Consider the following 13,430-nt stretch of genomic DNA (forward strand, 5'->3'; position numbering starts at 1 on the left):
GTGATGCGCTGTATCGGTCCGTTCAGAGTTCGACGACGACGTCGGACGGCGACTTGTCGGGGCGCCAGCCCCGCCAGACGGGATGCCGGAGGCGACCGGAGCCGGTGTGCTCGCTGTACTGGACCTCGCCGACCAGGGCCGGCCGGACCCAGTGGGCGTCGGACGCGTCGGCGCCCGGGACGTCACCGAGGGGGGCGGTCTTGCGGGCCAGCTTCTTCAAGCGGGCTCCCACCTCTGCGAGGTCGCGTTCGGTCAGCCCCGATCCCACCCGGCCCACGTAGCGCAGGTCGACGCCGTCGGGCACGGCGACGAGCAGGGACCCCACCTTCGCCGCGCGGCTGCCCCTGCCGGGACGCCAGCCCACCACGACGACCTCCTGCGTGTGCAGGTGCTTGATCTTCACCCAGGACGCCGAGCGCGCGCCGGGCTGGTAGTCGCTCGTGAGGCGTTTGGCCATGATGCCCTCCAGGCCCAGCTGCCGGCTCGCCTCGACCGCCTCATGGAGCGTGGCGTCGAGCGTCGGCGGGACCTGCACATGCCCGTCCTCCGCCTCGTCGACGGCTTTCCCGAGCAGCTCCCGGCGCTGGCGGTACTCGAGGCCGGTCAAGTCGGTGCCGTCGAGCTCCAGCAGGTCGAAGAGCATGAGGCGCACCGGTGTGATGCCCCGCGCGGCCTCGATCTCGGCGCGGCGGGTCAGCTTCATGCGCGTCTGCAGGAGACCGAAATCGGGGCGGCCCTTGGCGTTCAGCGCGACGATCTCGCCGTCGAGCACCGCGCTGTCCGCGCTGACGAGCCCGTCGAGGTCACCCAGCTCGGGGTAGGTCGGCGTGGTGTCGACGCCGTTGCGGCTGACCAACCGGACCCGGCCGCCCTGGACGACGGCGAGGCAGCGCACGCCGTCCCACTTCATCTCGTAGGCCCAGTCCTCCGGATCGGGGATCGCCTGCTCCGAGCCGAGGGTCGCGAGCATGGGCCGCAGGATGGCGGGGCCGCCGGACGGCGGACCGGACTGCGAGGGGGCGGGGGCTGTGGTGGCGGGTGCTGGGGAGGCGGGTGCAGCGTCCTGGCCCGGGCCCTGCTGCGCCTCGGCGGGCTGTTCCTTCATCAGATGAATGAGCCAGTTGCTCTTGCCGCCCGGCGCGCCGCCGGTGTTGATGAGCGCGTAGCGGCGGATCGCGGCGCCACCCCGGGCGAGTCCGCCGTCGGGCCTACCGTGGAGCGTGCAGATGACTTCCTTGCCGTCCCGCCACTTCTCCAGCTCGTAGGTCCCGGCATCCCAGATCGACACGTCGCCCGCTCCGTATTCTCCTTTGGGAATATTACCTTCGAAGGAGCCGTAGTCGAGGGGGTGGTCCTCGGTCTGCACGGCCAGGTGGTTCCTGTTCGGCGTCAGCGGAGGACCCTTGGGGACGGCCCAGGACACGAGGACGCCCTCGCGTTCCAGCCGGACGTCGTAGTGCAGCCGCCGCGCGTGGTGCTCCTGGATCACGAAGCTGTTGCCGCCGGTCGGCCCCACCGCATCGGGGACCGGTTCGGGGGTCTTCGACGCGTCGCGCATCGAGCGGTACGTCGAGAGCCGGTCCGCGGCTCCCCCGCCCTCCCCTGCCGGGGAGAAGGGCGGTGTGGCGGGGGCCAGGATGTCCCCCAGCACCTCGATCCGCTGCAGCACCTCGCGGTAGTCGAGGTGGGCGAGGCCCTCGGACGCGATCTCCTCCCAGGTGCGTGGCGCGGCGACGGTCGGCTCGAAGCGCCCGCGCAACGAGTAGGGACTCACCGTCGTCTTGTTCGCGTGGTTCTGGCTCCAGTCCACGAGCACCTTGCCGGGGCGGAGGGCCTTCTTCATGTCGCTGACCGCGACATCCGGGTGGTCGGCCTCGAGGGCGCGGGCGAGTTCATGGGCGACGGCGGAGACCTGCTCGGAGGTCTGCCGGCCGTCGAGGGCGCAGTAGAGGTGGATGCCCTTGGAGCCGCTGGTGACGGGGAACGGCTCCAGGCCCATGCCCTGCAGGATGGGCCGGGCGAGTCCGGCCACGGCGGCGCATTCCGCCAGTCCGGCGCCGTCGCCGGGGTCGAGGTCCAGGACGAGGCGGTCCGGGTTTCCCCGGGCGCCGTCGGCCTCGAAGCGCCACTGGGGCACGTGGAGCTCGAGCGCGGCGATCTGCCCCAGCCAGGTGAGCGTGGCCAGGTCGTCGACCATCGGATAGACGTTGGTGTGGTCCTTGTGCTTGATCGCGTTCCGCGGGACCCAGGCCGGGGCGTTGTCGTCGATGTTCTTCTGGAAGAACACCTGGCCGGGGTCCTCGGGCGTGCCGACCCCGTGCACCCAGCGCTTGCGCGTCACCGGGCGGTGCGCTGCGTGGCGGATCAGGTGGGGCGCGACGGCTGCGTAGTAGGCGAGGACGTCCGCCTTGGTGGTGCCGGTGGCGGGGTACAGCACCTTGTCCAGGCTGGAGAGGCGCAGCGTGCGCCCGTCGACGGTGACGGTCTGCTGCCCTGCGGAGCGGGGAGGGGCCATTCCCCCAGTCTTGACCGGATGCCCGCGGTATTCCAGTCCCAATCGGCGGTCGGGCCGCTGTCGGGCCCCGGGACGGTCCGCCGGAGGATCCCCGCGGGGCTCAGTCCCCGAACTGCTCGCGGTACCGGGCCACGTAGGTGTCCCACAGCGCGGGGTCCTGCCCGAGGCTGCGCTTGTTCAGGAAGTCGTCCAGACCCGCGATGGTGAGGTGCCAGCCGGCCGCCATGGTGGCCGAGTGGCGCGGGCTGCCCGGGGTCAGGAACAGCACCAGCTGCGAGCCGTTGTCCGCGGTCCGGGCGAGCTCCCAGCGGAGCATGTCCCGCTCCCAGGTGTAGGCGAGCACCGACGGCCTCTCGGCCTCCAGCACCGTGCCGCGGAGGGGCTTCTGGTCGGCGAAGCGGAACAGGATCTCCTGGTCCTTGCGCGGCTCGAACTCCATCTCGCACGGGAACCAGTACTTCAGCTTCTCGACCTCGGTGAGGTGCTTCCACAGCACGGTCGGCGGGAAAGCGAACTGGAACTCCAGGCGCAGCACGGTCTCGCCGTCGTCGCTGGTGGTCTTGCTGACGATGGGCTCTACGGTCTCGGAAGTCACCCCCCAAGTCTAGGGGTGGCCGGAGGGCATCCTCTGGCCCGGTAAGCCTGTCTGGTGTTCACTGGACCCATGAGAGCCATCTGGAAGGGTGCCGTCGCGTTCGGCCTGGTGAACGTGCCGGTCAAGGTCTACAGCGCCACCGAGGATCACGACATCTCCCTGCACCAGGTGCACGACAAGGACGGCGGCCGCATCCGCTACCAGCGGCGCTGCGAGGTGTGCGGCGAGGTGGTGGACTTCAAGCACATCGACAAGGCGTTCGATGACGGCGAGCACACGGTGGTGCTGACGGACGAGGATCTGTCCGCCCTGCCGGTCGAGAGGAGCCGGGAGATCGAGGTGGTCGAGTTCGTCCCGAGCGACCAGATCGACCCGATCATGCTCGACCGCGCGTACTTCCTGGAGCCCGACAGCACCTCGACCAAGGCCTATGTCCTGCTGCGACGCACGCTCGAGGAGACGGATCGCACCGCGATCGTGCAGTTCTCCCTCCGCCAGAAGAGCCGCCTCGCCGCGCTGCGCGTGCGGGGCGACGTCCTGATGCTCCAGACGCTGCTGTGGGACGACGAGGTGCGGGAGGCGTCCTTCCCGTCCCTCGAGGAGAAGGTGCGGATCTCGGCCAAGGAGAAGGAGATGTCGGCCGCCCTCGTCGACTCCTTCTCCACCGACTTCGATCCGGAGAACTTCACCGACGACTACCAGGTGCAGCTGCGCACCCTGATCGACGCGAAGATCGAGAAGGGCGACACCCTCGACACGGAGGAGACCTTCGGCGATGCCAGGGACGAGGACGACGGCGACAACGTGCTGGACCTCATGGAGGCCCTGCGTCGCAGCGTCGAGAAGAACCGCGAGAAGAAGGCCGGGTCCGCGAAGGAGTCCGGTTCCTCCAGGAAGAAGGGTGCGTGATGGGTTTCTTCACCGACAGCCTCGGCCGCCAGACGGTCGCCCAGAAGCCGAACGCCCCGATCCTGGGGTGGGCGGTGCTCGGCGCGGCCTCCTTCCTGGCGCTCGATGCGGGGAACCGCGAGCGCCTGCGCCGGGCCAGTGCCGTGTGCCTGGCCGTCTGGGCCGCCCTCGAGGTGGTGTCCGGGCAGAGCGGATTCCGTCGCAGTGCAGGCGCCCTGACGCTGTCCTGGCTGTGGCGGCGCGTGAACGCCTGAGCTAGCGCTGCTCGAAGACGTCGGGGACGCCGTCGTTGTCGGCGTCGATCTTCTCCTGCTCCTCGATCTCGCGGTACCGCTTGTTGCGCCGGCGCAGCACCACGGCTGCGGCGAGCGCGGCGATCAGGGACCCGGCGAGGATGGCGACCTTCGCGTGGTCGTCCTGCGGCGTGCCCTGGCCGAAGCCGAGTTCGCCGATGAGCAGCGACACCGTGAAGCCGACGCCCGCAAGCAGGGCGACGCCCACGATGTCCACCCAGGTGAGGTCGGGGTCCAGGCTCGCCTTCGTGGTCTTCGTGACGGCGAGGGTGGCCAGCAGGATCCCCACCGGCTTGCCGATGACGAGTGCCACCATGATGCCGACGGCGATGGGGTCGGTGATGGCACTCACGAGTCCTTCGAAGCCACCGATGGCCACTCCGGCGGAGAAGAAGGCGAACACGGGCACGGCGAAGCCCGCCGACAGCGGGCGGATGCGGTGTTCGAGGGTGTCGGCCAGGCCATCGGGCTGCACGTCGTGCGCCTTGGCCGGCCCGTCGGCCGGCTCGGTGTCCACGGCCTGGGCCGGATCGTCGAGGTCCGAGGCCTTCACGCCGCGCGGGAGGACGGGGATCGCGAACCCGAGCAGGACGCCGGCGACGGTGGCGTGCACCCCGGATTCGTGGACCAGGGCCCACACCACGAACCCGAGCGGGAGCAGGATCAGCCACGGGGCCCAGGCCCGGCGCTGGAAGAAGGTGGGGAAGCGCTGCGCGAGGAAGGCGTACGCCGCCAGCGGGACGATCGCGATCAGCAACGGCGGGACGGAGATGTCCTCGGAGTAGAAGAACGCGATGATGCTGATGGCCAGGAGGTCGTCCACCACGGCGAGGGTCAGCAGGAAGATGCGCAGCGAGCTCGGGAGCGAGGAGCCGACGACGGCGAGGACGGCCACGGCGAAGGCGATGTCCGTCGCCGTCGGGATGGCCCAGCCGCGCAGCGCCTCGGGACCCGCGTTCAGCGTGATCGCGACGTACACCAGTGCGGGCACGACGACGCCGCCGATCGCGGCTGCGACGGGCACGATCGCGCGGTCGAACTTGCGCAGGTCACCGGCGACGAATTCGCGTTTCAGCTCGAGGCCCGCGAGGAAGAAGAAAATGGCGAGCAGGCCGTCCGCGGCCCAGGCCCCGACGCTCAGCTCGAGGTGCCAGGGCTCGTAGCCGAAGGTGAAGTCGCGGACCGCGAAGTAGGTGTCCGCCGCGGCGGTGTTGGCCAGGATGAGCGCCAGGACGGTCGCGAGGAGGAGAAGTCCTCCGCCGACGGTCTCCTTGCGCAGGATGCCCGAGATACGCAAGTGCTCGGGGTAGCTGCTGCGGGTGAAGACGGTGGCGCCGCGGGGGGTTCCGGGCGGGCTGGACGGTGCGTGATGGGAGGTCATGGGTTCCTAGGTCGGGCGCGCTCGAATGAGCGCCGACCAGACTTCCCGGCTCACCAAGGTGTCCAGCGTAGCGCGCGGGCGCATCGGACCGCGAAAAAAAGCGCCGCCCCACGGGCCTTGCGCTGCACGCTCAGACGAGGGAGCTGAAGAGCTCGGCCTTGTCGGTCGGTCCCGCCACGATGATCTCGTCGTCGTCGTACAGGGTCGTCGCTGCCGTGGTGTAGTCCCACGTGCCCCCACGACGCTTCACGGCGACGACGGTCACGCCGTATCTGGCACGGATTCCGGTGGTGCCCAGTTCACGATCCCAGTACTCCCGTGGTGGCCGGGTCTTGACCATGGCGAAGTTGTCCTCGAACTCCACGTAGTCGAGCATCGTCCCCCGGACCAGGTGGGCGACGCGCCTGCCCATGTCCTGCTCGGGACGGATCACGCGCTCCACCCCCAGCTGCGAGAGGATCTGCGCGTGGGGCTCGCTGACGGCCTTCGCCCAGATGGTCGGCCGCTCGAAACGCAGCAGGATCGACGTCGTCAGGATGCTCGCCTCGAGGTCGCTGCCGATCCCCACCACCACCCGGTCGAAGTCCGGCACGGACAACTGGCGCAGGGCCTCCTCCTTCGTGGTGTCGGCTCGCACCACGTGCGTGAGCAGGCCGTTGTAGGACTGGACGACGTCTTCGTCGTCGTCGATCCCGAGCACCTCCGTCCCGGCCTCCTCCAGTTCGAGGGCGAGGGAGCCGCCGAATCGGCCGAGGCCGATGACGGCGACGGAATCCGCGACGGCGATCGCGTTGCCGGGCCTGGAGGAGAACATGCGCTGCCTAGCCAATGAGGGGCCTTTCCTTCGGGTATTCGTAGTAGAGGGGCTTGGAGCGGAGGGCGAGCGCGGAGGCGAGGGTGACCGGACCGAGCCGTCCCGCGAACATCACGAGGATCAGGACCACCTGGCCCGCGGGCGGGATGCCGGCCGTGATGCCCGTGGAGAGGCCGACCGTCGCGAAGGCGGAGACGACCTCGAAGAGGATCCGGTCGAGGCCGAAGTCGGTGGTGAGCATGAGGAACATCGTCGCGGTGGTGATGAGCCCGACGGCGAGCAGGACGATCGAGATCGCCTGCCGGTGGGCGGAACGGGGCAGGCGCTTGCCGAAGACGTTGACGGCCGTGCCGCCGCTGATCTCGGTGTAGACGATGAAGAACAGCACGCCGAACGTGGTGATCTTCAGGCCGCCGGCCGTTCCTGCGGGACCGCCGCCGATGAACATCAGCACGTCCATGCCCAGGAGGGTGACCGGATCCAGTTGCGCGAAGTCGACGCTGTTGAAGCCGGCCGTCCGTGTCATCACGGACTGGAAGAATCCGGCGAGGATCCGCTCCCCGGGCCGCAGGGCACCGAGGGTTGCAGGGTTGGACCACTCGACGAGCGTGATGAACACCGTGCCGAGGACCAGCAGCACCACGGTGCCGCTCAGCACCAGTTTGGTGGTCATGTGCCACTTCCGGGGCAACCGGAAGTGCCGGCGCAGCTCGAAGAGGACCGGGAAACCCAATCCGCCGATGATGACGGCGGCGCAGATCGGCAGGCAGATCCAGGGGTCGCCCACGAACCCGATCAGGTTGTCACTGAACAGCGCGAACCCGGCGTTGTTGAAGGCGGACACCGAGTGGAAGATCCCGAGCCACACCGCTTCGCCGGGGCCGTGGCCGTAGTGCAGCCAGAAGCGCGCGGCGAGCAGAACCGCCGTCACGGACTCCACGACCAGGGTGACCCGCAGGACCCCGAGGAGCACGCTGCGGACGTCGCCGAAGCCGACACTCTTCGTCTCCGCCGCCGTCGAGATGCGCGAGCGGAGGCCCATCCGGCGGGCCAGGAGAACGCCGAGGAGGGAGGCGAAGGACATGATGCCGAAACCACCGACCTGGATCAGGGCCAGGATGATCGCGTGACCCGCTTCGGTCCAGTAGACCGGCGTGTCCACGATGATCAGCCCGGTGACGCAGACGGCGGAGGTGGCCGTGAAGAACGCCTCGAGGAATGTGGCGCCCCCGTCTCCCGCCTTCGAGCTCGGGAGCATCAGCAGCACCGTGCCGACGAGGATCGCCGCTCCGAAACCGAGCACGATCACCTGGGCAGGATGGCGGGGAGCAAGTCGCTCGAGCCCCACCCTGACGGCCTGCACGGGCCGGCGGAGGGCGGCTGCCATGGAGCTGCGGAACTCCCGGAGCGATGAGGCGCGTGATGACACGGGAATGCGCTCGACCTCCGGGGACGGTGCGACCGGCGCGGACGATCCGCACCAGTCGCTCATTCAACCCGACGACCGGAGCCGGAAGCGGCGTCTTTACGCTTTCTTGATGCGTTCGCCTCGAGGAGGCCCGCCTGCCGCGGCAGCTCCGCCGGGTGTCCGCCCGGTGTGCGCAGGCCTCAGGCGGCGAGGAGGTCGGGCAGCAGGGCGATCGTCGACACCTCGTGGTCCGCCCGGGTCATGGCAGCCGGGTAGGGCACCCCGGCGCGGTTGAGCCAGACCGTGCGGAGCCCCGCGCGTGCAGCGCCGTCGATATCCCACGGGTGGACCGCGACGAGCACGACGTCCGCCGCCTCCCGCTGCACCGTCCGGAGGGCATAGGCGTAGGCCTCCGGTGCAGGCTTCCATCGCGGCGCGTCCTCGACGGACAGGACAGGCCCGACGTCACCGCGGACGCCTGCCCGCTCGAGGAGGGCCTCCGCCGTCGCGGCGGCACCGTTGGTGAGGGCTGCCAGCTCGAAGCCGCGGCCGGTCAGCGCGCGGAGCCCCTCGGCGACGTCCGGGTGGACGGGCAGCTCCTGCAGGCTCGTCATCACGTGCCGGAGCGCATCCCCGACGTCCCGGTTGAGCGGCTGCCCCGCCAGGACCGTGCGCAGGGCATCCTCGGCGACCTCGCCGAAGGGCGTGTTCCGCCCGACGACCGTGTGGGCGAACCCGTCACGGAGCACCGAGGCGAACCACAGCGCGGCCAGCTGCGGCGGAGCGCCGACCTCCTCGAAGTGCTGGGACATCCGCCCCATGTCGGAGAGGGTCTCGTTGACGTCGAACAGCACGAGGGGCAGGCCCATTACTGGCGGTACCCCTCCACCTGGCTGACGGGACGGGCATCGGCGTCGGCCGGGTTCTCACCGGCGTCGGCCTTCGCGCGGCGCTGGCGCAGCAGGTCCCAGCACTGGTCGAGATCCTCCGCGACGCGCTTGAGGCGGGTGGCGTGGTCCTGCTGCTCCGCCCCCGCATCGGCGTCCTGGGGTTGCTCACGGAGGTCGTGCTCCTCCTGGACGAGTGTCTGGATGCGCTGCAGGATGTCCTGGTTGTCCATGGTGCTGTCCCTTCGTGGGGCGGTGCCCGACCGGCACCGAGAACGCTCGGCGGGCTTTCCTCGAGGCTACTGAGGCCGCGTGGCGATGACCAGCACGACTACCCGGCGCGCACCTGACGCGGCCGAACCCCGCCGTGCCGTACCGGGAGAATTTGGTGCGGCGCCCGGATGGCCTAAGCTATGGGAGAACCAATTGCCTGTGTAGCTCAGTCTGGTAGAGCACCCGCTTCACACGCGGAAGGCCCGGGGATCGAGGCCCCGCGCAGGCACGAGGATCGGCTGGAGACAGCACAGGGAAGGCCCGTACCGCTACGTCGGTACGGGCCTTCCCTGTGTCCCGGCGATTCCGACCTGCCTCATGCCGGCCGACGTCGACCCCTAGGTTTCCCTTGCACGCCACGCGGCCGGATGCGAAGGATGGGGACATGGACTTCACACCGAGCAGAGCAATCGTCACCGGTTCCGATTCCGGCATCGGCCGGGCGACGGCCATCGCCCTCGCAGCGGCGGGCTGCGACGTCGGCGTCACCTGGCACTCCGACCAGGAGGGAGCCGAGGAGACCGCCCGCCTCGTGCGGGAGAAGGGCGTGCGGTCCGCCGTCGCCCGGCTGGACACCACGGACGCGCCGGCCTGCGGCGACGTCGTCGACCAGCTGGCGAAGGAGCTCGGCGGCCTCGACGTCTTCGTCAACAATGCCGGCGTCAACGGCGGCACCATGTTCATGGAGACGGACTGGGACACGTGGCGCGGCACCCTCGGCGCGAACCTCGACGGCGCGTTCGTCTGCCTCCAGCGCGCGGCACGGCACATGATCGACGGCGGCCGGGGCGGACGCATCATCGCCGTCACCAGCGTGCACCAGGAGCAGCCTCGCGTGGGCTCGGCGGCGTACGACGCCTCCAAGCACGGCCTCGGCGGCCTCATCCGGACCATCGCCCTCGAACTGGCGGATCGGGGCATCACCGCCAACGCCGTGCTGCCCGGCGAGATCAACACGCCCATGAACGACTCCGCGGAGCAGGACCCACGCTCCATGGACCGTCCCGGCATCCCGCTCGGCCGGCCCGGTGCGCCCGAGGAGATCGCCGACGTCGTGGCCTTCCTCGCCTCCGGCGCCTCCAGCTACGTCAACGGGGCCTCGTTCGTGGTCGACGGCGGCATGCTCCTCATGGGACCCCAGGCGGGATCACACCTGACGAGCGGGGACTGGCGGACCCTCTGACCCGCCGGGGCACGAACCGCCCCACTCTTCAACGGGCATTCACGCGCCGTTCAGGAAGCGCGGCTAGCGTTGGAGTCCCGGATCCTTCGGAAAGGCCCACCATGAATGCTCTCGTCCCCCCAGCACCCGACTCCGAGGTCCAGGACTGGTCGGGCTTCAAGCGTGGCCAGCACGTCACCCTCCACCCCGCCACCGGACCCCAGCTCCGCGGGATCCTGGAAATGCGGACCGACGACGCCGCCGTGGTGTGGATCCAGCTGAACGACGGCGGCGGGCGCCGGCTCCTCCACCGGGCGGACGGCTACCGCCTCCGTCACGCCTGATCGCGTCCATCGAGGCGGGGCATATCCCCTAGGACGAACGAGGAGGCGGACCCCCGAAGGGATCCGCCTCCTGCGGCACGGGACGCATCAGCCGACGCGCGGGCCACCCGACTCGGGATCGTCGGCCGAGGTGTCCGGCAGGGTGCTGTTGGCCGGTTCCGCCTCGGACGTGACGCCCGAGTGCGGTGCCGCGACGTCGCCGCGCCAGGCGCCCGTCTCGCCGCCGCTCTTCTCGATGAACGCCTTGAACCGCTTGAGGTCACCCTTCACCTGGGCGGTATCGGCGTTGACGACGGCCCCGACCTTCTCGATGAACGTCTCCGGGTGCCAGTCGATCTGCACCATGAGCCGCGTGGTGTTCTCGTCCAGGCGGTGGAAGGTGACTACGCCGGCGTGGGACTCGCCGTCCGTGCTCTTCCAGGCCACACGTTCGTCCGGGTGCTGCTCGGTGATCTCGGCATCGAACTCGCGATGCACGCCCCCGATGCTCGTCACCCAGTGGGTGGTGGTGTCGGAGGTCTGCGTGATCGAATCGACGCCGCCCATGAACTGGGGGAAGCTCTCGAACTGCGTCCACTGGTTGTAGGCGGTGCTGACCGGTACTGATACGTCGATGGATTCCTGCACTGAAGCCAAAACGGTTCCTCCTTGGTCGGACTCCGGTGCCGCCCGTACACCCGCGCAGGGCATGCGGCACGGCGAAACCGTAAGTCCCCTTAGCGTAGGCAGATCGGGTGGAATTGGCCAACGCGCAGGGCTAGGGTGAAAGAGGTCCCTCCGGCCGGAATCTGCGCCTCCGGCGCCCGGCTGGGGGAGAAATTTTCTCTAGCACTGGAGGACTCATGAAGGCTTCATCCACCCTCACGGACAACATGCAGGCCGTCCTGGTCGACCTGATCGAGCTGCACCTGCAGGGCAAGCAGGCCCACTGGAACGTGGTCGGCAAGAACTTCCGTGACCTCCACCTGCAGCTGGACGAGATCATCGAGGACGCCCGCCTGTTCGCGGACGAGATGGCGGAGCGGATGCGCGCGCTGCACGCCGTGCCCGACGGACGCAGCGTGGCCGTGGCCGAGGGCACCAAGATCGATCCGTTCCCCGCCGGTCTCGTCTCGACCAAGGACACCGTCGGCCTCGTGGTCCGGATGCTGAACGCCACCGTGAACACCATGCGCGACGTCCACGACCAGATCGACGAGGAAGACCCCACCACCGCCGACCTGCTGCACGGCTTCATCGCGAAGCTCGAGCAGTACGCGTGGATGGTCGACGCCGAGAACATGACACCCACGGCGGAGGTCGTCACGCCCGCCGGCACCGAGAAGGCCACTGTCTGACCGACCCCGGCAGACCGGACAGGAGGGGATGCGCCGCGCGCATCCCCTCCTGTCCGTCCGGTGCCTTACCGCAGAGCCCTGGTCGTCCTGCGTCAATTGAGCCTTTTCCTGAGGCGCTTTACATCAAGAGCCTCGGGGCCCTGAGGCGCGTACTCGTCCTGCACCTTCGAACCGGGCGAGCACTGCGCGTACTACGAGCTCGGTCGAAGCGACAGTCCTGGGCGCGCGGCAGCGAGACACGAACGAGAACACCAACGGGCTGCTGCGCCGACCGGTTGAATCCAGCCATCGGTGGAATGAACAGATGAAGGATCATAGGGCGGCGTCGAGGGTGACGAAGCCGTAGCCTGCCGCCCGGAGCTGGGCGATGACCTGCGGGAGGGCCGCGGCATCGAGCGTTGAGCCGTCGTCGGGGTTCGAGCCGAGGTGCATCAGGACGATCTCCCCGGGCTGCGCGGAAGCCATGACGCGCTGGACGATGAAGCTCGCGCCGCGGGTTCCGTTCATGGTGCCTTGCCAGCCCAGGGTGTCAACGGTCCACCGGATCGCCGCGTAACCAGCACCGTTGACATCTGCGATCGTGCGGGAATCGCGGGCGCCGAAGGGGAAGCGGAAGAACGGGAGCGGGTCGCCTCCAGCGGCCCTGATGGTCCTCTGCGCGCTGCTGATCTCGGCCGCGATCTGGGCGTCGGCCAGGGTCGTGAAGTCCGGGTGGGTCATGGAGTGATTGCCGATCCGATGCCCCGCGTTATAGATCAGCGCCGGGTCGGAGGGGAACTGGGAAACCCAGTCTCCGGTGAGGAAGAATGTGCCCGGGACGCCGTTGGCTGCGAGGGTGGCGAGGATCGATCGGAGGGCGGCATCGTTGGCTCCGGCGTCGAACGTGAGCGCGACAACCTTTTGCGTGGTCGGAATGCGCTCGAGGTCCACGCCCAGGAGCGTCGACGGGACGCTGGTGTTGATGACCTCGGTCCTGCCGCTGGCCGCGTGCCACAGAATCGAACCGCGCTGGAAGTCGCTGCGGCGCCCGCCCGTGATGCCGTACTCGCCGCTGGTCGGGTAGCCGAGCCGGCTGCGCTCCCAACCGAGGGCCACCCACTGGGCTCGGATGGCTCCGTACACCTCGTGGGCTCCCGTGGCAGGCGACCAGTAGATCGACGAACCGGCGTTCACACCGCTGAAGTGGGTGTACCGGCCGACCCCGTCGGGGGTGGCGGTCTCGTCCGTGAGCGGGAATCCCAGTAAGCCGGCCGGTCCGCCCAACGCGAGATAGCGTCCGCGGATCCCCCCGTGCACCTCGTGCGCTCCGGCACCGGGGCTCCAGTAGATCGACGAACCGGCGTTCACACCGCTGAAGTGGTTGAACCGACCGGCGGCGCCCGGGGTGGCGGTCTCGTCCGTGAGCGGGAAGCCCAGGAAGCCGGCCGGTCCGCCCAACGCGAGATAGCGTCCGCGGATCCCCCCGTGCACCTCGTGCGCTCCGGCACCGGGGCTCCAGTAGATCGACGAACC

14 protein-coding genes and 1 tRNA gene are annotated in these 13,430 nt (G+C 69.5%); 6 read left to right on the forward strand and 9 right to left on the reverse strand.

The window, feature by feature from the left end; translation table 11 throughout:
* Nucleotides 1–22: 22 nt before the first annotated feature.
* Together IWX63_RS08820 and IWX63_RS08825 are read right to left on the reverse strand one after the other, a co-directional pair.
* A complete protein-coding gene (locus tag IWX63_RS08820; RefSeq protein ID WP_199277773.1) occupies nt 23–2,515 on the reverse strand; it encodes an ATP-dependent DNA ligase in 2,493 nt (830 codons plus the stop codon).
* Between the two features lie 100 nt (nt 2,516–2,615).
* On the reverse strand, nt 2,616–3,110 hold the full coding sequence (locus tag IWX63_RS08825; RefSeq protein WP_199277774.1) for an SRPBCC domain-containing protein: 495 nt from the start codon (nt 3,108–3,110) through the stop codon (nt 2,616–2,618).
* Between the two features lie 69 nt (nt 3,111–3,179).
* On the opposite strand from IWX63_RS08825, the gene ku reads away from it, so the two are divergent.
* Both ku and IWX63_RS08835 read left to right on the forward strand, forming a co-directional pair.
* Nucleotides 3,180–4,019 carry a non-homologous end joining protein Ku gene (gene ku / locus IWX63_RS08830; RefSeq protein ID WP_199277775.1) on the forward strand — a complete coding sequence of 280 codons (840 nt, stop codon included), beginning with the start codon at nt 3,180–3,182 and terminating at the stop codon, nt 4,017–4,019.
* On the forward strand, nt 4,019–4,273 hold the full coding sequence (locus IWX63_RS08835) for a hypothetical protein (RefSeq protein ID WP_199277776.1): 255 nt from the start codon (nt 4,019–4,021) through the stop codon (nt 4,271–4,273). Before ku ends, IWX63_RS08835 begins: the two co-directional genes overlap by 1 nt.
* A 1-nt stretch (nt 4,274) precedes the next feature.
* Here IWX63_RS08835 and nhaA read toward each other — a convergent pair whose 3' ends face one another.
* The 5 genes from nhaA to IWX63_RS08860 form a co-directional block, all read right to left on the reverse strand.
* On the reverse strand, nt 4,275–5,693 hold the full coding sequence (nhaA, locus tag IWX63_RS08840) for a Na+/H+ antiporter NhaA (RefSeq protein WP_199277777.1): 1,419 nt from the start codon (nt 5,691–5,693) through the stop codon (nt 4,275–4,277).
* A gap of 130 nt (nt 5,694–5,823) precedes the next feature.
* Nucleotides 5,824–6,507 (reverse strand): potassium channel family protein, encoded by a 684-nt coding sequence (locus IWX63_RS08845; protein WP_199277818.1) that lies wholly within the window; start codon nt 6,505–6,507, stop codon nt 5,824–5,826.
* 7 nt (nt 6,508–6,514) lie between these two features.
* Nucleotides 6,515–7,894, reverse strand: coding sequence for a TrkH family potassium uptake protein (locus tag IWX63_RS08850; RefSeq protein WP_199277819.1), 1,380 nt, complete (start codon nt 7,892–7,894; stop codon nt 6,515–6,517).
* 221 nt (nt 7,895–8,115) lie between these two features.
* Nucleotides 8,116–8,784: a haloacid dehalogenase type II gene (locus IWX63_RS08855; RefSeq protein WP_199277778.1), complete on the reverse strand. Its 669-nt coding sequence runs from the start codon at nt 8,782–8,784 to the stop codon at nt 8,116–8,118.
* Nucleotides 8,784–9,035: a DUF2630 family protein gene (locus IWX63_RS08860; RefSeq protein WP_199277779.1), complete on the reverse strand. Its 252-nt coding sequence runs from the start codon at nt 9,033–9,035 to the stop codon at nt 8,784–8,786. Before IWX63_RS08860 ends, IWX63_RS08855 begins: the two co-directional genes overlap by 1 nt.
* Nucleotides 9,036–9,230: 195 nt before the next feature.
* Here IWX63_RS08860 and IWX63_RS08865 point away from each other — a divergent pair.
* The 3 genes from IWX63_RS08865 (at nt 9,231) to IWX63_RS08875 (ending at nt 10,581) form a co-directional block, all read left to right on the forward strand.
* A tRNA-Val gene (locus IWX63_RS08865) sits at nt 9,231–9,304 on the forward strand.
* Nucleotides 9,305–9,460: 156 nt separating this feature from the next.
* Nucleotides 9,461–10,258 carry an SDR family oxidoreductase gene (locus tag IWX63_RS08870; protein WP_199277780.1) on the forward strand — a complete coding sequence of 266 codons (798 nt, stop codon included), beginning with the start codon at nt 9,461–9,463 and terminating at the stop codon, nt 10,256–10,258.
* A gap of 101 nt (nt 10,259–10,359) precedes the next feature.
* The gene (locus IWX63_RS08875; protein ID WP_199277781.1) at nt 10,360–10,581 is read left to right on the forward strand and encodes a hypothetical protein; all 222 of its coding nucleotides are present in this window, start codon (nt 10,360–10,362) and stop codon (nt 10,579–10,581) included.
* A gap of 87 nt (nt 10,582–10,668) precedes the next feature.
* On the opposite strand, the gene IWX63_RS08880 is transcribed toward IWX63_RS08875, so the two are convergent.
* Entirely contained in the window at nt 10,669–11,208 is a 540-nt protein-coding gene (locus IWX63_RS08880) for an SRPBCC family protein (protein ID WP_334685751.1), read from the reverse strand.
* Between the two features lie 215 nt (nt 11,209–11,423).
* Between IWX63_RS08880 and IWX63_RS08885 the strand changes: the two genes are divergently transcribed.
* The gene (locus IWX63_RS08885) at nt 11,424–11,918 is read left to right on the forward strand and encodes a Dps family protein (protein ID WP_199277783.1); all 495 of its coding nucleotides are present in this window, start codon (nt 11,424–11,426) and stop codon (nt 11,916–11,918) included.
* Nucleotides 11,919–12,230: 312 nt separating this feature from the next.
* On the opposite strand, the gene IWX63_RS08890 is transcribed toward IWX63_RS08885, so the two are convergent.
* The coding region (locus IWX63_RS08890; RefSeq protein ID WP_199277784.1) for a polysaccharide deacetylase family protein at nt 12,231–13,430 on the reverse strand (1,200 nt) is incomplete at its 5' end.

The organism is Arthrobacter sp. CAN_A2 (assembly GCF_015752045.1).
Lineage (GTDB): Bacteria > Actinomycetota > Actinomycetes > Actinomycetales > Micrococcaceae > Arthrobacter_D.

Bases quoted from the DNA above. Each gene is read 5' to 3' on its own strand.
- IWX63_RS08820 (WP_199277773.1), bottom strand. From the start codon at position 2,515: ATGGCCCCTCCCCGCTCCGCAGGGCAGCAGACCGTCACCGTCGACGGG.
- ku (WP_199277775.1), top strand. From the start codon at position 3,180: ATGAGAGCCATCTGGAAGGGTGCCGTCGCGTTCGGCCTGGTGAACGTG.
- IWX63_RS08835 (WP_199277776.1), top strand. From the start codon at position 4,019: ATGGGTTTCTTCACCGACAGCCTCGGCCGCCAGACGGTCGCCCAGAAG.
- nhaA (WP_199277777.1), bottom strand. From the start codon at position 5,693: ATGACCTCCCATCACGCACCGTCCAGCCCGCCCGGAACCCCCCGCGGC.
- IWX63_RS08845 (WP_199277818.1), bottom strand. From the start codon at position 6,507: ATGTTCTCCTCCAGGCCCGGCAACGCGATCGCCGTCGCGGATTCCGTC.
- IWX63_RS08850 (WP_199277819.1), bottom strand. From the start codon at position 7,894: ATGGCAGCCGCCCTCCGCCGGCCCGTGCAGGCCGTCAGGGTGGGGCTC.
- IWX63_RS08855 (WP_199277778.1), bottom strand. From the start codon at position 8,784: ATGGGCCTGCCCCTCGTGCTGTTCGACGTCAACGAGACCCTCTCCGAC.
- IWX63_RS08860 (WP_199277779.1), bottom strand. From the start codon at position 9,035: ATGGACAACCAGGACATCCTGCAGCGCATCCAGACACTCGTCCAGGAG.
- IWX63_RS08870 (WP_199277780.1), top strand. From the start codon at position 9,461: ATGGACTTCACACCGAGCAGAGCAATCGTCACCGGTTCCGATTCCGGC.
- IWX63_RS08875 (WP_199277781.1), top strand. From the start codon at position 10,360: ATGAATGCTCTCGTCCCCCCAGCACCCGACTCCGAGGTCCAGGACTGG.
- IWX63_RS08885 (WP_199277783.1), top strand. From the start codon at position 11,424: ATGAAGGCTTCATCCACCCTCACGGACAACATGCAGGCCGTCCTGGTC.